Genomic DNA, 24457 nt, shown 5'->3' on the forward strand with positions numbered 1-24457 from the left:
GGGCGGGCGGGTGGGCAGAGCTTCTCCGGGGTCCGGGGCGCAGCCCCGCGAGGGCACCCCCCACCCCACCCCGTCCTACTTCGAGTAGATCGCCTCGATCTCCCCCGAGAAATCCTTCGCCACCACACTCCGCTTCAGCTTCAGCGAGGGCGTGAGATACCCCGCCTCCTCACTGAACTGCGCCCCGAGCACCCGGAACTTCCGCACCGACTCCGCCTTCGACACCGCCGCGTTCCCGTCGTCCACCGCGCTCTGCACCGCCGCGAGCAGATCCGGGTCCTCCCGCAGGGACTCGGCCGTGGACCCGGCGGGCTTGCCGTGCTCCGCGCACCAACGCCCCAGGAACTCCTCGTCGAGGGTGACCAGCGCCCCCACGAAGGGCCGCCCGTCCCCGACCACCATGCACTCCGCGACCAGCGCATGCGCCCGGATCCGGTCCTCGATCACCGCGGGCGCGACGTTCTTGCCGCCCGCCGTGACGATGATCTCCTTCTTGCGGCCGGTGATCCGCAGATACCCGTCCTCGTCGAGCGTGCCGAGATCCCCGGTGTGGAACCAGCCGTCGGCCAGCGCCTCCCGCGTGGCGTCCGGATTGTTCCAGTACTCCTTGAACAGGTGCTCGCCGTGCAGCAGCACCTCCCCGTCGTCCGCGATCCGGATGACCGAACCGGGCAGCGGCTGCCCGACGGTGCCGATCTTCGGCCGGTCCCACGGGTTGAAGGCGGTGGCCGCGCAGGACTCGGTCAGCCCGTACCCCTCCAGGACGGTGAAGCCGATGCCGCGGAAGAAGTGGCCCAGCCGCTCACCGAGCGGCGCCCCGCCGGAGATCGCGTACTCGCCGCGCCCGCCGAGCACCGCCCGCAGCTTGCCGTAGACCAGCTTGTCGAACATCTTGTGCCGCAGCCGGAGGCCGAACGACGGCCCGGAGACGGTGTCCAGCGCCCGGCTGTAGGCGATCGCCGTGTCCGCCGCCCGGTCGAAGATCTTCCCCTTGCCGTCCGCCTGCGCCTTGGCGCGCGCCCCGTTGTACACCTTCTCGAACACCCGCGGGACGCCCAGTATCAGCGTCGGCCGGAACGAGGCCAGTTCCTCGGTGAGGTTCTTGATGTCCGGGACGCAGCCCAGCCGGATCGGCGCCATCATCGGCGCGATCTGCACCAGCCGTCCGAAGACGTGCGCGAGCGGCAGGAAGAGCAGCACCGAGCACTCACCGGTGCGGAAGAGCGGACGCAGCCGCTCCACCACGTTGCCGCACTCGGCGAAGAAGCTGCGGTGGGAGAGCACACAGCCCTTGGGACGGCCGGTGGTGCCGCTGGTGTAGACGATGGTCGCCGGGTCGTCGGCCTTGGCCAGCGAGCCGCGCTCCTCGACCGTGGCGTCGCTGACGTCCTGCCCGGCCCGCTCCAGCTCCGCGACCGCGCCGGCCTCGATCTGCCAGACGTTCTTCAGCGCGGGCAGGTCCTCGCGCACCGACTCCACGGCGGCGGCGTGGACGTCTGTCTCCACCAGACAGGCCGTCGCGCCCGAGTCGCCGAGGATCCACCGCACCTGCTCGGGCGAGCTGGTCTCGTACACCGGCACGGTGACGCCGCCCGCGCTCCAGATCGCGAAGTCCAGCAGCGTCCACTCGTAGCGCGTACGGGACATCAGACCGACGCGGTCGCCGGGCTGGACACCGGAGGCGATGAGGCCCTTGGCGGCGGCCCGCACCTCGGCGAGGAACTCCCGCGCGGTGACGTCCTGCCAGCTGCCGCCCGCCTTGCGGGCGATCACGGCGACCTCGGGATGCTGCGCGGCGTTTCTGCGGACGATGTCGGTCAGATTCCCGTCCGCGGGGACCTCGTACAAAGCCGGAAGGCTGAACTCGCGCAAGACTGCTGCTCCTCATAGGGCGCCGGCGCCACGACGTTGTGTGATGCGACGGTGCGGTCCAAGGCTCGGTCGTGCCCGGGACCTCGCCGGGAACCTCGGGGGCCCGGTGGCCGAAATCCGGAGCACGACTGGACTGCCCGGACGTTACCCGCCGGTATGGCTTTTTCGACAGGGGGTCCCGGTGAGATGTTCGCTGCGTCACACGATGGGTGTCTCCTTGCGCACAGTAGTCGACCCGTTGAACGACTGGCCAGTAACCGCAGGTCCGGCCACCCCCGGCACGGCCTACCCTTCTTGCTCATGGTTCCCCTCTCGGCACCCGGGCCCACACGCCCCGGCGGCACCCGTGTCCATGTGGTCAGCGACGTGCACGGCAACGCCCGTGACCTGGCCCGCGCCGGCGAGGGTGCCGACGCCCTGATCTGCCTGGGCGACCTCGTCCTCTTCCTCGACTACGCCGACCATTCGCGCGGGATCTTCCCCGAGCTGTTCGGCGTGGAGAACGCGGACCGCATCGTCGAGCTGCGCACCGCCCGCCGCTTCGCCGAGGCCCGCGAACTCGGCGCCCGGCTGTGGGGCGGGCTGGACGGCGACCGCGCCCAGGTGATCGAGGCGGCCGTGCGCCGCCAGTACGCCGAACTCTTCGCGGCCTTCCCCACCCCGACGTACGCCACCTACGGCAATGTCGACATGCCGCCCCTGTGGCCGGAATTCGCCCACGAGGGCACCACCGTCCTGGACGGCGAACGCGTCGAGATCGGCGGCCGCGTCTTCGGCTTCGTCGGCGGCGGCCTGCGCACCCCCATGCGGACGCCGTACGAGATCGGCGACGAGGAGTACGCCGCCAAGATCGAGGCGGTCGGCGAGGTCGACGTGCTGTGCACCCACATCCCGCCCGAGGTGCCCGAACTCGTCTACGACACCGTCGCCCGCCGCTTCGAACGCGGCAGCCGCGCCCTGCTCGACGCCATCCGCCGCACCCGTCCCCGCTACGCCCTCTTCGGCCACGTCCACCAGCCGCTGGTCCGGCGCATGCGCGTCGGCGCCACCGAGTGCGTGAACGTGGGGCACTTCGCGCGCACCGGCACCCCCTGGGTCCTCCAGTGGTGAGCCCGGCCGTGACCGCAGGTGGGGGTGGAGTCCGCCGTCCGCCTGCGCGGTAGCCTTCACGCTGCGCACACGTGCGCACGACGACCGACTTTGGGCCCGCACCTGGAGGAGCCACGGCGATGGCGGAACACACCAGCTCGAGCATCACGATCGAGGCGGCCCCCGCCGACGTGATGGGGGTGATCGCCGACTTCGCCCGCTACCCCGACTGGACCGGGGAGGTCAAGGAGGCCGAGGTCCTCAGGACCGACGAGCAGGGCCGCGCCGAGCAGGTCCGCCTCGTCATGGACGCGGGCGCCATCAAGGACGACCAGACCCTCGCCTACACCTGGACCGGCGCCGACGAGGTGTCCTGGACCCTGGTCAAGTCCCAGATGCTGCGCTCCCTGGACGGCTCCTACCTGCTCAGGCCGGCCGGCGCGGGCGCGACCGAGGTGACGTACCGCCTCACCGTCGACGTCAAGATCCCCATGCTGGGCATGATCAAGCGCAAGGCCGAGAAGGTCATCATCGACCGCGCCCTGGCGGGACTGAAGAAGCGGGTGGAGTCGGGCGCGGCGCCCGACGGGCCGTCCCTGGAGAAGTAGCGCGGGACCCCGGCCCCGGGGCGGCCCCGGATCCCGTACGACCCGGGCGCGGGTAGCGTTCACCCCCATGCGCACCCTGCTGATCACCGGACCGGGCGGTTCCGGCCGCACCACCGTGGCCGCGGCCACCGCGCTCGCCGCGGCCCGCGAGGGACTCCGCACCCTTGTCCTCGGCGCCGACCGCACCGACACCCTCGGCGCGGCCCTGGGCGTGCCCACCGGCGCGCGGCCCGCGCCCGCCGCACCGGACCTCACCGCCTGGCGCCCCGACGCCGCGGCCGACTTCCGGGCCGACCTCACCGCCTTCCAGGACCGCGCGGCGAGCGTCCTCGACCTGCTCGGCGCCGCCCGGCTGGACGCCGAGGAGGTCACCCCGCTGCCCGGCGCCGAGGAGCTGGCCCTGCTGCGCGCGCTGCGCGACGCCGCCCTCTCCGACCGCTTCGACCTGCTCGTCGTCGACCTGCCGCCCGCCCCGCAGGCCCTCGCCCTGCTCGCCCTCCCCGCCGAGCTGCGCCGCTATCTGCGCCGCCTGCTGCCGCCCGAGCGGCAGGCCGCACGCGCCCTGCGCCCGGTCCTCGGCCGCCTCGCCGGTGTCCCGCTGCCCGCCGAGCGGTTCTACGAGACGGCGGCCCGCTGGGACGTCGAACTGGCCGCCGCCGAGGCCGTCGTCACCGACCCGGGCACCGCCGTACGCCTGGTCGCCGAACCCGGACCGGCCGGCACCGACGCCGTCCGCCGCACCGCCCTGGGTCTCGCCGTGCGCGCGCTGCCCGTGGAGTGCCTGGTCGCCTCCCGCGTCCTGCCCGACGCCCCGGCCGACTCCTGGCTGGCCGCTCCGGTCGCCCAGCAGCGCAAGGCCCTGGAGGAGTGGCAGGAGACCTACGCCGTCCACCCGGCCGCCCACCTGGGCCGGGACCCGCGCGGCGGCGACGACCTGACCGCCCTCGCCGTCCCCGCGCCCGGCCCGGCCGCGGGCGCCGCGCCCGCTCCCGCCGAGTGGCCGGTCGAGGACCGGATCGCCGACGACGGCGTCCTGGTGTGGCGCATCCCGCTGCCCGGCGCCCGCCGCGACGAACTCGACCTCGTCCGGCGCGGCGACGAACTGGTGCTCACCGTGGGGGGCTTCCGCCGCATCGTGGCGCTGCCCTCGGCGCTGCGCCGGTGCACCGTGGACGGCGCCGCCCTGCGCGAGGACGAACTGCGCATCCGGTTCGCGCCGGACCCGGCGCTGTGGCCCCGCGACAGGTGAACGGCCGGGCCCCGTTCGGGTAACGTCGGAAGGACGAACCGTAGTCAGGAGCCCGCCATGAGCGAAGAGCGCCCACCGTCCGACGACGCCGCGCGGGACGACGCCGCTCAGGAGCGCACCACCGGTCCCACCAGCACCGGCGGCCCCACCAGCCGCACCGGTCCCACCGGTCCCACCGGTCCCACCGGCCGCGCGGACACCCCCCGGCCCGGCGGGGACGAGGACCCGGAACCGCCCCGGGCCGCCGACGCCGACGCCTGGGCCACCGCCTGCGCCGAGGACCTGGAGGCCGAGCAGGCCCGGCGCCGCGCGCGGTACGGACCGCCCCCCGGCTCCGCCGCCGAGGAGCTGCGCAAGTTCGTCGACACCGTCGCCGACAAGCTGTCCTCCTTCCGCTCCCCGCTGCTCGGCGCCCTCGCCGGACCCGCCGCCGAGCAGCTGGTGCGCCAGGCCGTGCGGCAGGCCAGGGCCGCCGTCGAACCGGTGGTGGAACGCAACCCCGGCGTCTTCGACCACCTCGCCGCGGCCGGCGGCGAACTGCTGGCCGCCTACCGCTCCGCCGTCGAGGCCCAGGAGCACCGCTGGACGTCCGGTGCGTCCGGCGCGGACGATCTCCGCGACGACCGGCCGGGAGACGGCCCGCACGACGGCCGCGAGGACGGTTCACGGGGCGGCCGCGAGGGCGGCGCAGGGGGCGGCCCGCAGGCCGGTCCCAAGGGCTTCGGCGACCGCCGCGACCCCGGCGAGGGCACCGGCGGCGGCGAACGGATCGACGTGGACTGACGGTCCGCTCGGGTACGGTTGGCCGTAGCGGGGCTCGACCGGAACTGAGGGATTCATGGGACTCACCATCGGCGTCGACATCGGCGGCACGAAGATCGCGGCCGGCGTGGTCGACGAGGAAGGCAACATCCTCTCGACCTTCAAGGTGCCGACCCCCACCACACCCGAGGCCATCGTGGACGCCATCGCCTCGGCGGTGGAGGGCGCGCGTGCGGGGCACGAGATCGTCGGCGTCGGCATCGGCGCCGCCGGATACGTCAACCGCCAGCGCTCCACGGTCTACTTCGCGCCCAACATCGACTGGCGCCAGGAGCCGCTGAAGGAGAAGGTCGAGGCGCGCGTCGGCCTCCCGGTCGTCGTGGAGAACGACGCGAACGCCGCGGCCTGGGGCGAGTACAGGTTCGGCGCGGGCAAGGGCCACCGCAACGTCATCTGCATCACCCTCGGCACCGGCCTCGGCGGCGGCATCATCATCGGCAACAAGCTGCGCCGCGGCCACTTCGGCGTGGCCGCCGAGTTCGGCCACATCCGGATGGTCCCGGACGGCCTGCTGTGCGGCTGCGGCTCACAGGGCTGCTGGGAGCAGTACGCCTCCGGCCGCGCCCTCGTCCGGTACGCCAAGCAGCGCGCCAACGCCACCCCCGAGCGTGCCGAGGTGCTGCTCGCCCTCGGCGACGGCACGCCCGACGGCATCGAGGGCAAGCACATCTCCATGGCCGCCCGCCAGGGCTGCCCGGTCGCCGTCGACTCCTACCGCGAGCTGGCCCGCTGGGCCGGTGCGGGCCTGGCCGACCTGGCCTCCCTCTTCGACCCGTCCGCCTTCATCGTCGGCGGCGGCCTGTCCGACGAGGGCGACCTGGTCCTGGACCCGATCCGCAAGTCGTACAAGCGCTGGCTGGTCGGCGGGAACTGGCGCCCGGTCGCCGATGTGATCGCCGCCCAACTCGGCAACAAGGCCGGTCTGGTGGGCGCGGCCGACCTCGCCCGGGAGCCCGACCCGGTCATGTGAACCACCCCGCCGCGCCGTCGCGGCGGCACGCGCCCACCGTCCCCTCCGTCCGGGCCGGTGGGCGCCGTCGTACCGCGCGCCCGGACCGCGCCTCCTGTCGCGCCGGGGCGCCGGAAGGCCCCGGCGGGCCGTCCGTGACCTCGGCGACCTCGGCCGGGAGCCGGACGGGGGCCGGGCACGGGCCGGACACGGGCCGCGCAGGGAACCGCTGTTCGGCAGCGCCCCCGGCCCCGCGTATGTTGATCGTCATGCAGCTGCCCAACTCCCGCACTGAAGCCGACGGTTCCGCCGTCGTCCGCGTCCTGAGCCTCAACATCCGGTCGATGCGGGACGACACCGCCGCCCTCGCCCGGGTGATCAGCGCCTGCGCGCCCGATCTCGTCCTCCTCCAGGAGGCGCCGCGCCTCTTCCGCTGGCGCAAGAAGCTGGCGCGGCTGGCGTCGGCCTCGGACCTGGTGATCCTCACCGGCGGCGGGACGGCCGCCGGTCCGGCCGTTCTGTGCTCCCTGCGGGCCACCGTGGAACGCACCGAGGACGTCCTGCTGCCCCTCACTCCGGGCCTGCACCGGCGGGGCTTCGCCACGGCCGTGGTCCGCTTCGGCGGCGCCCGGCTCGGCGTGCTCGCCTGCCACCTCTCGCTCGACAGGAACGAGCGGTACACGCAGAGCGGCGCGCTCCTGGACCGGCTGGCCGGGATGGGCGTGCGGCACGCCATCGTCGGCGGCGACCTCAACGAGGGCCCCGAGGGACCGGCCTTCCAGCGGCTGACCGGCACCCTCCAGGACGGCTGGGCGACGGCGCCCTGGGGCGGCGAGCACACCTTCCCGGCCCGCGCCCCGCAGCGGCGCATCGACGCACTGCTCGCGACCGAGGGCGTCGAGATCCTCGGCTGCGGGGTGCCGCGGGAGCTGCCGGGGGTGACGGAGGCGGACCTGAGGGCGGCCACCGACCACCTTCCGGTCCTGGCCGCCGTCCGCGTCCCGGCGGACGCCTGACGGAGCCGGGTCCTGGCCGGGCGGTCCGCCCCGGCGGCCCGGACCCGCGCCGGAGTGTCTAGACCACGGCTCCGCGGCCCGGGTCGTCGTCGTCCTCGTCACCCGGGTTCATGCGGGCCACCAGTGTCGCCACGCCGCCGACGAAGCCGCCGATGCCGAGGGTGGTCAGCCACCAGGTCATCTCCCAGCCGAGCAGGACGGCCAGCAGGAGCAGCACGGGGCCGCCGAGCACGCCCAGCCACGCGAACTTCGCGGTGGCGTCCGCCTCGGGCAGCGGCGGCGGCTCCGGCGGGACGAAGTGGCCCTCGTCGTCCGGGCCGAGGTCGTCGTCGGACGGCTCGCGCGGCGCGTAGTCGCGCGGTCCCGGCCCGGCGAGGCCCGGCGCGAAGGAGACGGAGCTGCCCAGCGGCTTGGCCGGGCGGTTCTCGCCGCCTCCGGTGTCGCCCGCGCCTCCGGTGCCGTCGCCGCTGTCGCCGTCACCGGTGCCGTTCTCGTCCGGGGGTTCCGGCAGCAGCAGGTCCTCGATGGGCTTGAAGGGCTTGGCGCCCGGCGGGTCCGGCGGCTCCTCGCCGTACCCGGCGACGATCGCCGCCCAGACGGCGTCCTCGTCGAGCGCCGCCGCCTCCTTGCCGGAACCGGACCCTCCTGGCCCTGCTGACCCACCGGCTCCACCGGCATCGCCCGTACCGGCGGAACCACCGGTGTCGCCCGGCCCACCGGCCCCTTCGGCGCCGCCCGTCACATCAGCGACCTCCGCGAGGTCCGCCGACGCCACCGGCTCCACGGGCTTGACCGGTTCCGCGGGCTTGACGGGGTCCACGGACCGTACGGGATCCACGGACTTGACGGGATCCACGGACTTGACGGGGTCCACGGGCCGTACGGGCCGCGCGGCGCCCGCCGGGTCCACCGGCTGCGCGGGAGCGGCCGGCGGCGGTGCGGGCTCGACCGGCTCACGGTTCTCCCGGCCTTCGCGGTCGGAGTCGTGCTCAGCCACCTGCGGCCGTCCCTTCCTTGCCGACACTGGGTGCGATCCGGCCGATGAAGGCGAGGCTCTCCTCGAAGATCCGGTCCGCGTCGTGGTCCAACGTCGCGACGTGGTAGCTCTGTTCCAGCAGGATCTCCGTGACGTCCACCGAGGAGATGCGGCCGAGGATCCGGGCCGAGTCGGCGGGCGGCACCACATGGTCCTGCGGGCTGCGCAGGAGCAGCAGCGGCTGGGTGACCTGCGGCAGCTCGCCGTCGACCAGCCGGAAGAAGGTCCGCAGCGAGTGCGCGCTGTGCAGCGGCACCCGGTCGTAACCCAGTTCGGCGCTGTCCTCCCTCGCGATGTCGCTGGCGATCCCCTTGGTCGTCCGCACCAGGTGCCGGGCCACCGGCAGCGCGTACGCGGACAGGCCGTGCACCTTGTTGGCCGGGTTGACGACCACGACACCGGAGACCGCGTCCCCGTGCTTCGCCGCGAGCCGCAGCGCCAGGGCGCCGCCCATCGACAGACCGGCCACGAACACCTGTGCGCATCGCTCGCCGAGCACGCGCAGCTCGCGGTCCACCTCCGCGTACCAGTCCTGCCAGCCGGTGACCTGCATGTCCTGCCAGCGGGTGCCGTGGCCCGGCAGCAGCGGGAGCGAGACCGTCAGGCCGTGCCCGGACAGGTACTCGGCCCAGGGGCGCAGCGACTGGGGGGAACCGGTGAAGCCGTGGCAGAGGAGGACGCCGACCTCGCCGCCCTCGTGGCGGAACGGCTCGGCTCCGGGGAGGACCGGCACGTCGGTCTCCTGTTCGTGGAGTGGGCTGGGCACGTCGATGGCAGGTACTTCACCGTACGCGACGGCACTGACACCGACCAGGGCCGTAGGCGCCTTCCGTGCCGCTCCGGGTTATGGTCTGAGCGACACACACGGGAGGCAGTCGGTTGTTCTACGGCACGATGAAGGTCGCCATCGGGGGGCCGCTGAAGCTCGCCTTCAGGCCCTGGGTGGAGGGACTGGAGAACATTCCGGCCGCGGGTGCGGCCATCCTGGCCAGCAACCACCTCTCGTTCTCGGACTCGTTCTTCCTGCCCGCGGTGCTCGACCGCAAGGTCACGTTCATCGCCAAGGCCGAGTACTTCACGACGCCCGGGGTGAAGGGCCGGCTGACCGCCGCGTTCTTCAAGGGCGTCGGCCAGCTCCCCGTGGACCGCTCGGGCGCGCGCGGCGCGGGCGAGGCCGCGGTGAAGAGCGGCATAGAGGTGCTGGAGCGCGGCGAGCTGTTCGGCATCTACCCCGAGGGCACCCGCTCGCCCGACGGGCGCCTCTACCGCGGCAAGCCGGGCGGCCTGGCCCGGGTGGCGCTGGCCACCGGGGCGCCGGTGATCCCGGTCGCGATGATCGACACCGAGAAGATCCAGCCGCCCGGCAAGGTGGTCCCCAAGCTGATGCGTCCGGGCATCCGGATCGGCAAGGCGCTCGACTTCAGCCGCTACCAGGGCATGGAGGGCGACCGCTTCGTCCTGCGCGCGGTGACCGACGAGGTCATGTACGAGATCATGAAGCTCTCCGGCCAGGAGTACGTCGACATCTACGCGACCGCCGCCAAGCGGCAGATCACCGAGGCGGCGAAGGCCGAGAAGGAGGCGGAGAAGGCCACGAAGGCCGCCCTCGCCCAGGCCGCCAAGGAGCAGAAGGAACAGCAGGAGCAGGCGGGGCAGTCCGGGCAGCGGGAACAGCAGGAGCAGTAGCCGCCCCGCGCGGCAGGGGGCGGACGGGGACAGGGGGACCGGGGGAGATGGCCCGACGCGTGCGCGTCATGAGGATGTCGGTCGAGCAGCCGCTGTGGCGCGCGCTCGCCGGCTACCGGGTGCTCACCCTCTTCTACGCGGTCGGGCTGTTCGCCACCGCCTACGCCCGCTTCCCGCACCCCTGGGTGGCCATCGCGTACTACGGCGTGCTGTTCGTCTGGACCCTGGGCACCCTGCCCCGGGTGGCGAGCGCCGCGAACTGCACCAAGCGCTTCCTCGCCGCCGACCTGACGCTCGCGGTGGGCGGCATCCTGCTCACCCCGCTCGCCGACGCCCACACGCGGATCGCGCACGGCGGGCCCACCCTGCCGTCGATATGGACCGCCGGTTCCGTCCTCGCCTTCGCCCTCAAGGGCGGCTGGCGCTGGGCCGCCGTCGCCTCCACCGCGGTCGCCGTGGCCAACCTGGTCGAGCGCGGCAACCCGGCCCGCGACACCGTGCACAACGTGATGCTGGTCTGGGTCGCCTCCATCGCCATCGGCTACGTCGTCGAGGTGGCCCGCGCCTCCGAACGCACCCTGGCCCGCGCCCTGGAGATCGAGGCGGCGACCCGGGAGCGCGAGCGGCTGGCCCGCGACATCCACGACAGCGTGCTCCAGGTGCTGGCGATGGTGCAGCGGCGCGGCGCGGTCATCGGCGGCGAGGCGGCGGAGCTGGGCCGGCTGGCGGGCGAGCAGGAGGTGGCGCTGCGCACCCTGGTCTCGGGCGGGCTCAACCCCGTCTCCCGGGTCTGTGAGGACGCGGCCGACGGCGCGGTGGTCCGGATCGTCGACGAGCCGGTCCCGGAGAGCGCCGACGAGCCCCTCGACCTGCGCGCGCTGCTCGCCCCCTACGCCGGTTCCCGGGTCGCGCTGGCCGAGCCGGGCGCCCCGGTGCCGCTGCCCGCGGCGGCGGCCCGCGAGGTGGCCGCGGCGGTCGGCGCCGCGCTGGACAACGTCCGCCGCCACGCGGGCGAGGACGCGCGGGCCTGGATCCTGCTGGAGGACGAGCCGGACACCGTGCTGGTGACGGTGCGCGACGACGGTCCGGGCATCCCCGAGGGGCGGCTCGCCCAGGCCGAGGGCGAGGGCCGGCTCGGGGTGGCCCAGTCGATCCGGGGCCGGCTGCGCGACATCGGCGGCACCGCCGAACTGATCTCCGTGCCCGGCCAGGGCACGGAGGTCGAGCTGTCCGTCCCCAGGGCGGCGGTCCGCCCGAGCGACACCAGGAGCACCCGCCGTACCAGGAGCACCAAGAGCATCACGAGCCCCGAAGACATCAAGAGCACCACGAGCACGAAGAGCGTCAGCAGCACCACGACGGGGAGGGCGGAGAGCCGATGACGGCGACGAGCGGACGGCAGGGCCCGGTCAGGGTCATGGTGGTCGACGACCACCCGATGTGGCGGGACGCCGTCGCCCGCGATCTGGCCGAGGCCGGCTTCGACGTGGTCGCCACCGCGGGCGACGGCGAGCAGGCGGTGCGCCGCGCCAGGGCGGCCGCGCCCGACGTGCTCGTCCTCGACCTCAACCTGCCCGCCAAGCCCGGTGTCCAGGTCTGCAAGGAACTCGTCGCGGACAACCCGGCGTTGCGGGTGCTGGTGCTCTCCGCGAGCGGTGAGCACGCCGATGTGCTGGAGGCCGTGAAGTCGGGGGCGACCGGCTATCTGCTGAAGTCGGCCTCGACGGAGGAGCTGCTGGACGCCGTGCGCCGCACCGCCGTCGGCGACCCGGTGTTCACGCCCGGCCTGGCCGGTCTGGTCCTCGGGGAGTACCGCCGCCTCGCCGCCGAGCCCCAGCCGGGGGACACCGCCACGGACGGCGAGCCGAAGACCCCCCGGCTCACCGACCGCGAGACGGAGGTGCTGCGCCTGGTCGCCAAGGGCCTGAGCTACAAGCAGATCGCCGAGCGCCTGGTCATCTCGCACCGCACCGTCCAGAACCATGTGCAGAACACCCTGGGCAAGCTCCAGCTGCACAACCGGGTGGAGCTCGTCCGGTACGCCATCGAACGCGGCCTCGACGGCGAGTAGGCGGGAAGGGCCGTCCGGCGAGCGGGCGAGCCGGAGGAACGGCTGAGGCGCGGGCGCGGACGGCCCGGTCAATCCGCGGCCCGCGCGCGTCCACTCGTCCGAGTGGATTTGCTCTGATCAACTGCCGGACATTCCACCGGAATTGACTTTTCCGCCCATGTCGGAGTGACGTGGGTCACCATTACCGTGCCCTTCACCAGGCAACCGTGGCGAAGGGACATTTCCATGCGCGTCGGAGTACTGACCGGTGGCGGCGACTGCCCCGGGCTCAACGCCGTCATCCGGGGGATCGTCCGCAAGGGCGTCCAGGAGTACGGCTACGACTTCGTCGGCTTCCGGGACGGCTGGCGCGGTCCGCTGGAGAACGACACCGTCCGCCTCGACATCCCCGCCGTACGCGGCATCCTGCCCCGCGGCGGCACCATCCTCGGCTCCTCGCGCACCAACCCCCTCAAGCAGGAGGACGGCATCCGCCGGATCAAGGACAACCTCGCCAAGCAGGAGGTCGAGGCGCTCATCGCGATCGGCGGCGAGGACACCCTCGGCGTGGCCGCCCGGCTCAGCGACGAGTACGGCGTGCCCTGCGTCGGCGTGCCCAAGACCATCGACAACGACCTGTCCGCCACCGACTACACCTTCGGCTTCGACACCGCGGTCGGCATCGCCACCGAGGCCATCGACCGCCTGCACACCACCGCCGAGTCCCATATGCGGGTCCTGGTCTGCGAGGTGATGGGCCGGCACGCCGGCTGGATCGCCCTGCACTCGGGCCTCGCCGGTGGCGCCAACGTCATCCTCCTGCCCGAGCAGCGCTTCGACGTCGACCAGGTGTGCGCGTGGGTCACCTCCCGCTTCCGCGCCTCGTACGCCCCGATCGTGGTCGTCGCCGAGGGCGCCATGCCCAAGGACGGCGAACTGGTCCTCAAGGACGGGTCGCTGGACTCCTTCGGGCATGTGCGGCTCTCCGGCGTCGGCGAGTGGCTGGCCAAGGAGATCGAGCGGCGCACCGGCAAGGAGGCGCGGACCACCGTCCTCGGGCACATCCAGCGCGGCGGCACGCCCAGCGCCTTCGACCGCTGGCTGGCCACCCGCTTCGGGCTGCACGCCGTCGACTGCGTCCACGACGGCGACTTCGGCAAGATGGTCGCCCTGCGCGGCACCGACATCGTCCGCGTCCCGATCGCCGAGGCCACCGCCAAGCTGAAGACGGTCGACCCGGCGCTGTACGCGGAGGCGGGCGTCTTCTTCGGCTGACCGCGCCGACCGGTCGCGGGGCAGGGCCCCGCGCCGGTCGGGCCGGTCGCGCCGGGGGGAGGGGCCGGATGTCCGCGCACACCCGTATATTCGGCCCATACCCCACCGAACGGGAGGCACCGTGGAGATCCTGGCCTTCGGCGTGCAGGCCGACGAGAAGCCCCTGATCGAACACGCCTTCCGGGACCACCACGAGGTCCGCTGCCTGGACGTCTTCCTCACCGAGGACACCGCCCCCATCGCCGCCGGTTACGAGATCGTCTCCACCAGCGTCAACGCCGAGCTCGGCGGCCGGGTCCTGGAGACCCTCGCGGCCGGCGGCACCCGGCTGGTCGCCCAGCGCTCCACCGGCTTCAACAACATCGACCTGCACGTCGCCGAACGCCTCGGCATGACGGTCGCCCGGGTCTCGTACTACTCGCCCCACGCGGTCGCCGAGTTCGCCTGGACGCTCGCCCTCGCGGTCAACCGGCGCATCGTGCGGGCCGCCACCCGCACCCGCGACTTCGACTTCCGGCTCGACGGGCTGATGGGCCGCGACCTGCACGGCCGCACCGCCGGAGTGATCGGCACCGGCAAGATCGGCGAGGCGTTCACCCGCATCGCCCACGGCTTCGGCATGCGCCTGCTCGGCTGGGACGTCGCCGAGAACCCGGCCTGCATGGAGCTCGGCATGAAGTACGTCCACAAGGACCAGCTCCTCGCCGAGTCCGACCTCGTCTCCCTGCACGTCCCGCTGATGCCGCAGACCCAGCACCTGATCGACGCGGCCGCCCTCAAGGCGATGAAGGACGACGCGATCCTGGTCAACTCCAGCCGCGGCGGCCTGATCGACACCGAGGCCCTCGTCGCCGAACTGCGCGAGGGCCGTTTCACCGGCGTCGGCCTGGACGTCTACGAGTCCGAGGCGGGCCTGTTCTTCCTCGACCGCTCCCTGGAGGCCATCGAGGACGACACCCTGGCCCGCCTGGTCACCTTCCCCAACGTCCTGGTCACGTCCCACCAGGCGTACTACACCGAGGACGCGCTGCGGCAGATCGTCGACGCCACCGTGCGCAACGTCCTCGACTACCGGGCGGGCCGCCGCTCGGAGAACGTCCTGGTCCCGCACAGCTGACCCATCAGCCCGGTCACGATCGCGGCGCCGTTCAGCGTCAGCACCGACTCCGGGTGGAACTGCACGCCCGCGAAGCCCGGCCCGCGCAGCGCGTGCACCTCGCCGCCCGCGCCGCGGCTCACCTCCACGCCGTGCGCGGCCAGCTCGGCGCGGGCCTCGTCGTCGCAGCGCGCCGTGAAGCTGTTGTAGAAGCCGACGGTCTCCGGGCGCCCGAACAGGTCGACCGTCGTCTGCGCCCCCTGGTACGGCACCTCCTTGCGGACGATGTCCAGGCCCAGTTCGGCCGCGATCAGCTCGTGCCCCAGGCAGACGCCGAGCACCCCGTGCCGGTGCCCGGCCAGCACCTCGGCGGTCAGCGCGCGCAGCAGCCGCATCTTGGGGTCGGCCGGGTCGCACGGGTCGCCGGGGCCGGGTCCGAGCACCAGCGGCCCCTCGTGCGCGCGGACGGCCGCGCGCAGCCCGGCCTCGTCGTAGCGGCGCACGGTGACGTCCAGACCGCAGGAGCGCAGCACATGGGCGAGCATCGCGGTGAAGGTGTCCTCGCCGTCCACCACCAGGGCGTGCCCCGCCAGGGCCTGCGACCGCTCCTGCATCCGCAGCCAGAACGGTGCCAGCGAGGCCCGCCGCCCGTCCAGCGCGGCCCGCACCCGTGGATCCTCCGCCAGCCGGGGCAGCTCCCGCTCCCCGCCCGGTGCGCCGGGGCGCACGCCCAGCGCGGCCAGGACGCCCGCCGCCTTCGCGTGTGTCTCCGCGACCTCGCCCGCCGGGTCCGAGCCGCGCACCAGGGTGGCGCCCACCGGCACGCGCAGCCGTCCGTCCGCGTCGATGTCGGCGGTCCGGATCAGGATGGGGGAGTCCAGCGTCTGGGCGCCGCCCGCGTCCCGCCCGAGCAGCGCCAGCGCGCCCGCGTAGTAGCCGCGCCCGCCGGACTCGTGCCGTTCGATGACCCGGCAGGCGTTCTGCACCGGCGACCCGGTGACGGTCGCCGCGAACAGCGTGTGGCGCAGCACCTCGCGCACGTCCAGCGAGGACCGCCCGCGCAGCTCGTACTCGGTGTGCGCGAGGTGCGCCATCTCCTTCAGCCGGGGCCCGACCACCACTCCGCCCATGTCGCCGACCGTGCACATCATCTTCAGTTCCTCGTCGACGACCATCGACAGCTCCTCGATCTCCTTGCCGTCGGCGAGGAAGCCGAGCAGGTGCTCGGGGGTCGGCCCGGTGGCGGGGTAGCGGTAGGTGCCGCTGATCGGGTTCATCACGACCGTGCCGCCGGACATGCGCACATGCGCCTCGGGGCTCGCGCCCACCAGCGTCCGCCCGCCCGGCCCGTCCCCGGTGTGCACGACGAACGTCCAGTACGCGCCCCGCTCGCCCGCCAGCAGCCGCCGGAACAGCGCGAGCGCGTCGGCCCGCCCGAAGCCGGGGATCTCGCCCCGGTAGGTCCGCCGGATGACGAAGTTGGCGCCCTCGCCGGTGCCGATCTCCTCCTCCAGCACCCGCCCGACGATCCGCGCGTACTCCTCGTCGTCCACGTCGAAGCCGCCGCCCGTGACCCGCACCGCGTGCTCGGGCAGCCGCGCCAGGGCGTCGGCCAGCGGGACGGTGTACGACTCCTCGGGCGTGAGGACCGCCAGCGGGGTGCCGTCGTCGCGGACGTCGAAGCCGCGCTCGCGGATCTGCCGGAACGGCACCAGGGCCAGCCCCTCGTCGGGCAGGTCGGCGAGCCGTTCGCAGGTGGTCACCGGGCCGGTCAGCACCTCGACCAGGTCGTGGTCGTGTCCCGGCGTGCGGCGCCGGAGCAGGGCGAAGGGGCGGGAGTCGTGCAGCAGCCTGGCCAGGTCCATGGGGTCGGTTCCTCTTCCCTCGGTGGTGCGTCGGTGTCGGGGAGGAACGGCCGGGCTCCGCAAACGCCGAAGGCCGCCCCTCGGGCGGCCTTCGCGAAGTCTGGGATACGCGCAGTCAGCGGGCCGCCGGAGAAGCGGTCCACCACCAGTTCTGGATCTGGGTCGGGTGCGCGAACATGCCCGCACCCTATCCCATCCGCGCGGGCCGCCGGATCGCCCGGACGCACCACACCCGGTTTCCGCCGGGTCGGGGCGGTGGAAGGAGGGCGGGCGTCCCCACCCGCCCGGCACCAGGAGCACACCATCGCCACGCCACGCCCGCGCCGCCACCGCGCCGCGCGCCTCCCGAGAGCACTGGCCGTGCCGGCCGCGCTGGCCGTACCGGCGCTCTGCGCGGCCCTGGCCGTCGGCCGGCCCGCCGCCGCCCTCCCCGACGCGTCCGGCACCGACGCGTCCCCGGCCGCGTCCCGGAGCGTGCCGCCGACCGCGTACCGGACCGTCGCCTACCGCGGCCACACCTTCACCGTCCCCGCCGACTGGCAGGTCGTCGACCTCACCGCCGACCCGGCGGCCTGCGTCCGTTTCGACCGGCACGCCGTCTACCTGGGCACCCCGGGCGAGCAGCAGGACTGCCCGGCCCGCGCCACCGGCCGCACCGAGTCCCTGTGGGTGCGGCCCGCCACCGCCGAACGGGCCGCCGTCACCGAGAACCGCACCGCCCGCCTCTTCCACGCCACGGCGTCGGCCGAGGGAATCGCCGTCACCGCCCCCTACCGCGAGGACCGCGCGGTGGTCCAGGAGGTGCTGCGCAGCGCGGGACTCCCGGTGTCGGCGGCCCGCACCGGGCCGGGGGACGGCAGCGCGCAGTCCGTCCCGGCGCTGCCCGCCGACGCCACCGTGTACCGCGGCCGGGGCTTCGACACCTGTGCCGCGCCGGGCCAGAAGGCCATGGACGCCTGGCGGGCCGCCTCGCCCTACGGCGCCGTCGGCGTCTACATCGGCGGCGTCAACCGCGCCTGCGCCCAGCCGAACCTCACCGACACCTGGGTGCGGACGCAGTACACCAGCGGCTGGCGCCTGCTCCCGCTCTACGTCGGCCCGCAGCCCTCCGCCGGTGCCGGGAGCTGTGCGGACGACTGCGCCGCCATCACCGACCCGGCGCCCCAGGGCCGGGCCGCCGCCGAGGACGCGGTGGTCCAGGCGGGCGCCCTCGGCCTCGGTCCCGGCGCGGTGCTCTACAACGACCTGGAGCAGTACACGCCCGGCGCGGCCCTCACCGCGCGGGTGCTCGGCTATCTGGAGGCGTGGACCCTGCGGCTGCACGAGCTGGGCTACCGCTCGGGCGCGTACGGCAGCGTCTCCTCGCTCGTCGCCGACCTGGTCGGCAACGCGGCGCGGACCACCCTGCCGGACGTGATCCACTTCGCGCGCTGGAACGACGAGGCCGTCACCACCGACGCCGCCCTCCCGGCCGGTCTGTGGAGCCAGGGGCAGCGCGTCCACCAGTACGCGGGCGACCGCGCCGAGACGTACGGGGGCACGCGGATCAGCGTCGACCGGGACCAGCTGGACGTCGGCGCGGGCACCTGACGGGGGCGGCTTCGGAAGTGTCCGCAAACAAGCGGTGTCCGTCTCACTTGATGAGCAGATGAAGGGACCCGCTCAGTGACCCCTTAGGGTTTGTGGTGTGACCGTGAACGCTAAGACCAGCACGAGTGCTGGCAACACCTGGCGAGACCTGCCCGCGGCGCAGCAGCCCGAGTACCCCGACACCGAGGCTCTGCGCGCAGTGATCGCGGACCTCGAGTCGTATCCACCGCTCGTCTTCGCGGGCGAGTGTGACCAGCTGCGCGCCCGGATGGCGGCCGTCGCCAGGGGAGAGGCGTTCCTCCTCCAGGGCGGCGACTGCGCGGAGTCGTTCGACGCGGTGTCCGCCGACGACATCAGGGCCAAGCTCAAGACCCTGCTCCAGATGGGCGCCGTGCTCACCTACGCCGCCTCGGTGCCGGTCGTCAAGGTCGGCCGGATCGCGGGGCAGTACTCCAAGCCGCGTTCCAAGCCGACCGAGACCCGCGACGGGGTCACCCTGCCGACCTACCGCGGCGACTCCGTCAACGGCTTCGAGTTCACCGAGGCCGCCCGGATCCCGGACCCGGAGCGGCTGAAGCGGATGTACCACGCCTCGTCCTCCACGCTGAACCTGGTGCGCGCCTTCACCACCGGCGGCTACGCCGACCTGCGCCAGGTGCACGCCTGGAACCAGGACTTCGTGAAGTCCTCCCCGTCCGGCCAGCGCTACGAGCAGCTCGCCCGCGAGATCGACAACGCGCTCAACTTCATGCGGGCCTGCGGCACCGACCCGGCCGAGTTCCAGACGGTCGAGTTCTACTCCTCCCACGAGGCGCTGCTGCTCGACTACGAGTCGGCGCTCACCCGCACGGACTCGCGCACCGGCCAGCTCTACGACGTCTCCGGGCACATGGTCTGGATCGGGGAGCGCACCCGGCAGCTCGACCACGCGCACATCGAGTTCGCCTCGAAGATCCGCAACCCGATCGGCATCAAGCTCGGCCCGACCACCACGGCCGAGGAGGCGTTGCAGTACATCGAGCGCCTGGACCCGGACCGCGAGCCGGGCCGGCTGACCTTCATCGTGCGCATGGGCGCCGACAAGGTCCGCGACAAGCTGCCCGAGCTGGTGGAGAAGGTCACCGCCTCGGGTGCGACCGTGGCCTGGGTGACCGACCCGATGCACGGCAACACCTTCGAGGCCGCCTCCGGGCACAAGACCCGCCGCTTCGACGACGTGCTCGACGAGGTCAAGGGCTTCTTCGAGGTGCACAAGGAGCTGGGCACCCACCCGGGCGGCATCCATGTGGAGCTGACCGGCGACGACGTCACCGAGTGCGTGGGCGGCGGCGACGAGATCTTCGTCGACGACCTGCACCAGCGCTACGAGACGGCCTGCGACCCGCGGCTCAACCGCAGCCAGTCGCTGGACCTGGCCTTCCTGGTCGCGGAGATGTACCGGGACCAGTGAGCCGTCCGCCGGGCACCGGCTGACGAGTGGGGCGCGGATCACACACGGTCCGCGCCCCCCTCTCTTTCTCGCGTCCGGTACGACGGGTAAGGTTAGGTTTGCCTCACCGAGAAGTCGGGACGGCGCCACTGATCGATCCCGGCGGGAGGTGAGCCGCGCGTGTACGTCTGTAGTTGCTTCGGCATCACCGAGCAGCAGGTCCAGCAGCACGCGGAGAGCGGTGCCTGCACCCCCCGCCAGATCGCCTCGGCCTGCAAGGCGGGCACCGACTGCGGCGGCTGCGTCCGCCGCATCCAGGCCCTGCTCGGCCGGGGCGCCTGCCCGCGGCGCGAGCTGATCGAGCGGCGCGCCCCGGCGTTCGCGCGGCTCGCCGCCGAGGACGACGCGGGCGCCGCCCGCAGGGAACTGGGCGACGCCGCGTAGGGTCCGTCCGGCCGGGGCCGGGTGCCTCAGTGGGTGGAGAACCCGCTGGTGCCGGGGCCCGAGGAGTCCGGCTGGCTCTGCTCGATCACGGTCGAGAGGTACAGCGCCTCGCCCAGCTTGTCGACCAGCTCCAGCTGGGTGTCCAGGTAGTCGATGTGGTGCTCCTCGTCGGCGAGGATCGCCTCGAAGACATTGGCCGACGTGATGTCGCCCTTGTCGCGCATGACGTCCACGCCCCGGCGCAGCCGGTCGATGGCCTCGACCTCGATCTGCCGGTCGGCCCGGAACATCTCGGTCACCGTCTGCCCGACTGACACATGGAAGAGCCGCTGGTAGTTCGGCAGGCCGTCCAGCAGCAGGATGCGGTCGGTGAGGATCTCCGCGTGCCGCATCTCGTCGAAGGACTCGGCCCGGGTGTACTCGGCGAGCTTCGACCACCCCTTGTGATCCTGGAGCTTGGCGTGCAGGAAGTACTGGTTGATCGCGGTCAGCTCGGCGGTGAGCTGCTCGTTGAGCAGTTCGATGACCTCGGGGTCGCCTTGCATGCGGGGCACTCCTTCTGTGCTGGTACGGGCCGTCACGGGCCGATAGCGCCGCATGATTCCATCGGCTCCCACATCAGTCCAGTAAGTGCACACTTAGTATGAGTTGCCCGAATTGGTCCGGGGCTGGTCCTGCGCACCCCGCCCCGTCTGTCAGGATGGAGGCATGGGTCAGCCGGTGGAACGCGCGTCCGGGGAGGCGTCGGGAGCAGCGCAGGGAGCAGCGGTACAGCCGGAGCTTCCGCCGGGCCAGCGGCTCCAGCGGGGCTGGCCGGTCACCCACTACGGTCCGGTGCCCAAGTTCCGGCCCGAGCGCTGGGAATTCAGGGTCTTCGGCGCCACCGCCGACGGCGAGAAGCACTGCTGGACCCATGAGGAGTTCACGGCGTTGCCGTACGCCACCGTGGTCGCCGATCTGCACTGCGTCACCAAGTTCAGCATGCTCGGCGCCGAGTGGGGCGGCATCCCCGCGCGCACGATCCTGGACATCGCCCCGCCCGCGCCCGACGTCACCCATGTCATGGTCTGGGCCGAGTACGGCTTCAGCTCCAACCTGCGCCTGACGGACTTCGCCGCGGACCGGACCCTGTTCGCCACCCACAAGGACGGCGAACTGCTCACCGCCGAGCACGGCTTCCCGCTGCGCCTGGTCGTCCCCCACCTGTACGCCTGGAAGGGCCCCAAATGGGTCCGCGGCGTGGAGTACATGACCGCCGACCGCCGGGGCTTCTGGGAGGAGCGCGGCTACCACAACATCGGCGACCCCTGGCAGGAGCAGCGCTACTCCTACCAGGAGGGGCCCGGGGACGGCCCCGGGCTGTGAGGCTCCGGCTCAGCCGTCCCTGAGCCGCTTCAGCCGGGCCACGTCCGCCGCGTGCCCCTCCTTGCCGCCGGGCGTCTCGATCACCAGCGGCACACCCGCGGTGGCGGGATGCGCCATCAGGGCCCGGAACGGGTCCTCGCCGATATGGCCGGAGCCGATGTTCTCGTGCCGGTCCTTGTGGGCGCCCACCACGTCCTTGGAGTCATTGGCGTGGATCAGTTTCAGCCGGCCCTCGCCGACCGTCTCCACCAGCAGGTCCAGGGTCTGGCGCATGCCGTCCGGGCCGGTCAGGTCGTGGCCCGCGGCGAAGATGTGGCAGGTGTCCAGGCACACGCCCAGCATCGGATGGGCGTCCAGCGCCTCGAAGTACGGCCCGAAGTCCCAGGTGCGCGAGCACAGCGACGCGCCCTGCCCGGCGGTCGACTCCAGGAGCAGACACGGGTCGTCGTCGTGGGTCAGCTCGTCCAGCAGCGGCAGCATGTGCTCCCGTACCTGCTTCAGCGCCACCGCCCGGTCCCGGCCGCCGGTCGCGCTGCCGGTGTGCACGACGACGCCGAGCGCGCCGATCCGCCGGGCGCGCCGCAGCGAGTGCCGCAGCGAGGTGACGGAGCGCTCCACGGTCGCCTCGGTGTGCGAGCCGAAGTTGATCAGATACGGGGCGTGCACATAGGCCGGGACGGACTGCTCGGCGCAGGCCGCGCGGAACGCCTCGTCCTGGCGCGGGTCGCCGGTGGGCGTGGCCCAGCCGCGCGGATTGGCGACGAAGACCTGCACGGTCTCGGCCTCCAGCTCACGGGCGTAGGACAGGCCCACGGAGTGGAGCCCGCCGGCCACGGGGACATGGCCGCCGACCGGATTGCGCACGGCGCCGGACAGGCCCGGGACCGGGGCCGCGGCGGACGGGGAGGGGGCGGGGGACTGCTGACTGCTCACCTGTTCAGGGTGTCATGCGGGCCGGGGCCACCGGCCGTCGGCCGTGGTGATCCCCGTCTCCTCCGCCCGCTCCTGCCGTGCCCTGCGGGCACCCCGGCGGGATCACCTGATGGTGATCTTTATCGTCGAGCCCTTCGGCGCCTGCTCGCCGCCCGCCACCGACTGCTTCTTGACGGTGTCGCCGAACAGGCCGAGCAGCCCGCGGTCCTCGGAGACCTTGAAACCGGCGTCCTCCAGCGCCTTGTGCGCGTCGTCGACGCTGTCGCCCGTCACATCCGGGACCGTGATCATCTCCGGGCCCTTGGACAGGGTCAGCGTGACCGTGTCGCCCTCGGCCGCCTGGCCGTCGGCCGCCGGGCTCTGCCGGGCGACCTGCCCCTTGTCGTACTCGGAGTTGACCTGCTCGGAGGCGATCGTCACCTTCAGACCCGCCTCCTCCAGCTCGGACTGCGCCTGGTCCAGGTCGTCGCCCGTGACGTCCGGCACGTCCACCGGGCTGCCCTTGCTGACGGTGAGCGCGATCGCCGAGCCCGCGTGCCGCTCGGTGCCCGAGGCGGGGTCCGTGCCGATCACCGAGCCCTTGGCGACGTCCTCGCTGAACGCGCGGCGCACCATGCCCGGCTCCAGACCGGCCTTCTTCAGCAGGCGCTGGGCCGCGTCCAGCGGGCGGCCCTTCAGATCCGGCACCTTCACGGTCTCCGGGCCGTCGGAGACGGTGAGCGTCACCGAGTCGTTGCTGCGGATCCGGGCGCCCGCCGCCGGGTCGGTGCTGATGACGGTGCCGCGCTTCACGGTGTCGCTGTAGGCGTGCCTGACGTCCTTGACGTCCAGACCGGCCGCGTCGAGCCGCTTCCTGGCCTGTGCCTCGGTCTTCGCCAGCAGCGGCGGCACCTTCGTGAACTGGCCGGAGTTGATGTACCAGACGCCGCCGCCGACACCGAGGACCAGCAGGACGGCGACGACCACGGTCAGCACCATCCGCTTCGGCCGCCGGGCGGACCGCCGGGGTGCCAGGGCCGCGGACGCCTCGAAGCGGCTGGTGCGGTGCAGCGGGTCCCCGCCGCCCGCACCGGCCGGGTCCGGCGTGTCCTCGTTCACCGGCAGCGGCCGCGGCACCGTCAGCGCGCGCGGGATCACGCTCGTACGGTCCTCGCCGTTGTCGTGCTCCGCGGTGCGGGCCCGCGGCGGCAGGGCGTCGAGCTGCTGCGCGGAGAGCGCGGCACGGGCCTCGCGGACCCGCGCCAGCAGCGCCACCGCGTCGTGCGGCCGGACGTCGGCGGTGCGCGCGGTGGCCGCCGCGACCAGCTCGTCCAGCGTGTGCGGCAGGCCGGGCACCGCGGCGGACGGGGCCGGCACGTCCTCGTGCAGATGCTGGTACAGCACCTGGGCCGGGCTGTCGCCCTGGTGGGGCTTGCCGCCGGTCAGCATCTCGTAGAGCACCACACCGCACGCGTACACGTCGACCCGGGTGTCGGCGGTGCCCTGCTCTATCTGCTCGGGGGCCAGGTAGGAGACGGTGCCGAGGACGGCGCCGGTGGTGCTGGTGACCGAGTCCACCGCGCGGACCAGCCCGAAGTCGGCGACCTTGACCCGGCCGTCGTCCCCTATCAGCACGTTCTCCGGCTTCATGTCGCGGTGCACGAACCCGGCGCGGTGCGCCGCGCCGAGCGCCGCGAGCACCGGCTCCAGGATGTCCAGCGCGGCCCGCGGCTGGAGCGCCCCACGCTCGCGCAGCACGTCGCGCAGCGTGCACCCGGCGACGTACTCCATGGCCAGGTAGACGTACGACCCGTCGGTGCCCTGGTCGAAGACCTGCACCACGTTCGGGTGGTCCAGGCGGGCCACCGACTTGGCCTCCCGGATGAACCGCTCCACGAAGGAACCGTCGACCGCGAGCGCCGGGTGCATCACCTTGAGCGCGAGGACGCGGTCCAGGCGGGTGTCCAGGGCCCGGTAGACCGTGGCCATCCCGCCGACGGCGATCCGCGCGTCGACGCGATAGCGGCCGTCGAGCACCTGCCCGACGAGAGGGTCCTGAAGGGTCGTATCCACGCACGTGAGTCTACGAGCCGCCACCGACACG

Annotated in this window: 23 protein-coding genes; 15 read left to right on the forward strand and 8 right to left on the reverse strand. The window is 73.3% G+C overall.

The genetic code is table 11. From position 1 onward, the window contains the following. Positions 1–75 precede the first annotated feature (75 nt). Complete coding sequence (locus tag B086_RS0115995; protein ID WP_026252477.1) at positions 76–1872, reverse strand: AMP-dependent synthetase/ligase; 1797 nt, start codon at positions 1870–1872, stop codon at positions 76–78. A gap of 354 nt (positions 1873–2226) precedes the next feature. Here B086_RS0115995 and B086_RS0116000 point away from each other — a divergent pair, with 354 nt between their 5' ends. The 6 genes from B086_RS0116000 (at position 2227) to B086_RS0116025 (ending at position 7605) form a co-directional block, all read left to right on the forward strand. Further along, positions 2227–2982 (forward strand): metallophosphoesterase family protein, encoded by a 756-nt coding sequence (locus B086_RS0116000; protein WP_018567430.1) that lies wholly within the window; start codon positions 2227–2229, stop codon positions 2980–2982. A gap of 119 nt (positions 2983–3101) precedes the next feature. Further along, the gene (locus B086_RS0116005; RefSeq protein WP_018567431.1) at positions 3102–3569 is read left to right on the forward strand and encodes an SRPBCC family protein; all 468 of its coding nucleotides are present in this window, start codon (positions 3102–3104) and stop codon (positions 3567–3569) included. 67 nt (positions 3570–3636) lie between these two features. Beyond that, the gene (locus B086_RS0116010; RefSeq protein WP_018567432.1) at positions 3637–4818 is read left to right on the forward strand and encodes an ArsA family ATPase; all 1182 of its coding nucleotides are present in this window, start codon (positions 3637–3639) and stop codon (positions 4816–4818) included. A 57-nt stretch (positions 4819–4875) separates the two neighbouring features. Then, positions 4876–5601: a DUF5304 domain-containing protein gene (locus tag B086_RS42865; RefSeq protein ID WP_018567433.1), complete on the forward strand. Its 726-nt coding sequence runs from the start codon at positions 4876–4878 to the stop codon at positions 5599–5601. Between the two features lie 55 nt (positions 5602–5656). Next, positions 5657–6610 (forward strand): ROK family glucokinase, encoded by a 954-nt coding sequence (locus tag B086_RS0116020; protein ID WP_018567434.1) that lies wholly within the window; start codon positions 5657–5659, stop codon positions 6608–6610. A gap of 248 nt (positions 6611–6858) precedes the next feature. After that, positions 6859–7605, forward strand: a complete 747-nt coding sequence (locus B086_RS0116025) for an endonuclease/exonuclease/phosphatase family protein (protein WP_234021153.1) — start codon at positions 6859–6861, stop codon at positions 7603–7605. Positions 7606–7663: 58 nt separating this feature from the next. Here B086_RS0116025 and B086_RS44100 read toward each other — a convergent pair whose 3' ends face one another. Together B086_RS44100 and B086_RS0116035 are read right to left on the reverse strand one after the other, a co-directional pair. Continuing rightward, positions 7664–8380, reverse strand: coding sequence for a hypothetical protein (locus tag B086_RS44100; protein WP_051115851.1), 717 nt, complete (start codon positions 8378–8380; stop codon positions 7664–7666). A gap of 214 nt (positions 8381–8594) precedes the next feature. Then, on the reverse strand, positions 8595–9374 hold the full coding sequence (locus B086_RS0116035) for an alpha/beta hydrolase (protein WP_018567437.1): 780 nt from the start codon (positions 9372–9374) through the stop codon (positions 8595–8597). Positions 9375–9535: 161 nt separating this feature from the next. Between B086_RS0116035 and B086_RS0116040 the strand changes: the two genes are divergently transcribed. From B086_RS0116040 to B086_RS0116060, 5 genes are all read left to right on the forward strand, one after another. Beyond that, positions 9536–10327, forward strand: coding sequence for a lysophospholipid acyltransferase family protein (locus tag B086_RS0116040; protein ID WP_037873603.1), 792 nt, complete (start codon positions 9536–9538; stop codon positions 10325–10327). A gap of 47 nt (positions 10328–10374) precedes the next feature. After that, positions 10375–11709, forward strand: a complete 1335-nt coding sequence (macS, locus tag B086_RS40110; RefSeq protein ID WP_078531110.1) for a MacS family sensor histidine kinase — start codon at positions 10375–10377, stop codon at positions 11707–11709. Next, a complete protein-coding gene (locus tag B086_RS0116050; RefSeq protein ID WP_018567440.1) occupies positions 11706–12398 on the forward strand; it encodes a response regulator in 693 nt (230 codons plus the stop codon). Before macS ends, B086_RS0116050 begins: the two co-directional genes overlap by 4 nt. 225 nt (positions 12399–12623) lie before the next feature. After that, positions 12624–13652: a 6-phosphofructokinase gene (locus tag B086_RS0116055; RefSeq protein WP_018567441.1), complete on the forward strand. Its 1029-nt coding sequence runs from the start codon at positions 12624–12626 to the stop codon at positions 13650–13652. A gap of 121 nt (positions 13653–13773) precedes the next feature. Then, positions 13774–14769, forward strand: a complete 996-nt coding sequence (locus B086_RS0116060) for a 2-hydroxyacid dehydrogenase (RefSeq protein ID WP_018567442.1) — start codon at positions 13774–13776, stop codon at positions 14767–14769. On the opposite strand, the gene B086_RS0116065 is transcribed toward B086_RS0116060, so the two are convergent. Both B086_RS0116065 and B086_RS46240 read right to left on the reverse strand, forming a co-directional pair. After that, the gene (locus B086_RS0116065; protein ID WP_018567443.1) at positions 14721–16613 is read right to left on the reverse strand and encodes a phenazine-specific anthranilate synthase component I; all 1893 of its coding nucleotides are present in this window, start codon (positions 16611–16613) and stop codon (positions 14721–14723) included. The two genes, B086_RS0116060 and B086_RS0116065, sit on opposite strands and share 49 nt — an antisense overlap. A gap of 115 nt (positions 16614–16728) precedes the next feature. Further along, complete coding sequence (locus B086_RS46240; protein WP_106436090.1) at positions 16729–16791, reverse strand: trp operon leader peptide; 63 nt, start codon at positions 16789–16791, stop codon at positions 16729–16731. A gap of 182 nt (positions 16792–16973) precedes the next feature. Here B086_RS46240 and B086_RS0116070 point away from each other — a divergent pair, with 182 nt between their 5' ends. The 3 genes from B086_RS0116070 to B086_RS0116080 all read left to right on the forward strand — a co-directional run bounded on the left by B086_RS0116070 (position 16974) and on the right by B086_RS0116080 (position 20076). Beyond that, positions 16974–18203: a glycoside hydrolase domain-containing protein gene (locus B086_RS0116070; RefSeq protein WP_018567444.1), complete on the forward strand. Its 1230-nt coding sequence runs from the start codon at positions 16974–16976 to the stop codon at positions 18201–18203. Between the two features lie 97 nt (positions 18204–18300). Continuing rightward, on the forward strand, positions 18301–19653 hold the full coding sequence (locus B086_RS0116075; RefSeq protein ID WP_026252479.1) for a class II 3-deoxy-7-phosphoheptulonate synthase: 1353 nt from the start codon (positions 18301–18303) through the stop codon (positions 19651–19653). Positions 19654–19812: 159 nt separating this feature from the next. Beyond that, positions 19813–20076, forward strand: a complete 264-nt coding sequence (locus B086_RS0116080; protein WP_018567446.1) for a (2Fe-2S)-binding protein — start codon at positions 19813–19815, stop codon at positions 20074–20076. Between the two features lie 26 nt (positions 20077–20102). Here the strand turns inward: B086_RS0116080 and bfr are convergent, their stop codons facing one another. Then, positions 20103–20621 (reverse strand): bacterioferritin, encoded by a 519-nt coding sequence (bfr, locus tag B086_RS0116085; protein WP_018567447.1) that lies wholly within the window; start codon positions 20619–20621, stop codon positions 20103–20105. Between the two features lie 163 nt (positions 20622–20784). Between bfr and B086_RS0116090 the strand changes: the two genes are divergently transcribed. Continuing rightward, positions 20785–21441, forward strand: coding sequence for a sulfite oxidase-like oxidoreductase (locus B086_RS0116090; RefSeq protein WP_018567448.1), 657 nt, complete (start codon positions 20785–20787; stop codon positions 21439–21441). Between the two features lie 9 nt (positions 21442–21450). On the opposite strand, the gene B086_RS0116095 is transcribed toward B086_RS0116090, so the two are convergent. Beyond that, entirely contained in the window at positions 21451–22374 is a 924-nt protein-coding gene (locus tag B086_RS0116095; RefSeq protein ID WP_018567449.1) for a deoxyribonuclease IV, read from the reverse strand. A 102-nt stretch (positions 22375–22476) separates the two neighbouring features. Then, positions 22477–24426 (reverse strand): Stk1 family PASTA domain-containing Ser/Thr kinase, encoded by a 1950-nt coding sequence (gene pknB / locus B086_RS0116100; RefSeq protein WP_026252480.1) that lies wholly within the window; start codon positions 24424–24426, stop codon positions 22477–22479. Positions 24427–24457 lie beyond the last annotated feature (31 nt).

Origin of the sequence: Streptomyces sp. PsTaAH-124 (assembly GCF_000373685.1) — a bacterium.
GTDB lineage: Bacteria > Actinomycetota > Actinomycetes > Streptomycetales > Streptomycetaceae > Streptomyces > Streptomyces andamanensis.

Bases quoted from the DNA above. Each gene is read 5' to 3' on its own strand.
- macS (WP_078531110.1), top strand. From the start codon at position 10,375: ATGGCCCGACGCGTGCGCGTCATGAGGATGTCGGTCGAGCAGCCGCTG.
- B086_RS0116025 (WP_234021153.1), top strand. From the start codon at position 6,859: ATGCAGCTGCCCAACTCCCGCACTGAAGCCGACGGTTCCGCCGTCGTC.
- B086_RS42865 (WP_018567433.1), top strand. From the start codon at position 4,876: ATGAGCGAAGAGCGCCCACCGTCCGACGACGCCGCGCGGGACGACGCC.
- B086_RS0116020 (WP_018567434.1), top strand. From the start codon at position 5,657: ATGGGACTCACCATCGGCGTCGACATCGGCGGCACGAAGATCGCGGCC.
- B086_RS0116040 (WP_037873603.1), top strand. From the start codon at position 9,536: ATGAAGGTCGCCATCGGGGGGCCGCTGAAGCTCGCCTTCAGGCCCTGG.
- B086_RS0116090 (WP_018567448.1), top strand. From the start codon at position 20,785: ATGGGTCAGCCGGTGGAACGCGCGTCCGGGGAGGCGTCGGGAGCAGCG.
- bfr (WP_018567447.1), bottom strand. From the start codon at position 20,621: ATGCAAGGCGACCCCGAGGTCATCGAACTGCTCAACGAGCAGCTCACC.
- B086_RS0116005 (WP_018567431.1), top strand. From the start codon at position 3,102: ATGGCGGAACACACCAGCTCGAGCATCACGATCGAGGCGGCCCCCGCC.
- B086_RS0116050 (WP_018567440.1), top strand. From the start codon at position 11,706: ATGACGGCGACGAGCGGACGGCAGGGCCCGGTCAGGGTCATGGTGGTC.
- B086_RS0116065 (WP_018567443.1), bottom strand. From the start codon at position 16,613: ATGGACCTGGCCAGGCTGCTGCACGACTCCCGCCCCTTCGCCCTGCTC.
- B086_RS0116055 (WP_018567441.1), top strand. From the start codon at position 12,624: ATGCGCGTCGGAGTACTGACCGGTGGCGGCGACTGCCCCGGGCTCAAC.
- B086_RS0116010 (WP_018567432.1), top strand. From the start codon at position 3,637: ATGCGCACCCTGCTGATCACCGGACCGGGCGGTTCCGGCCGCACCACC.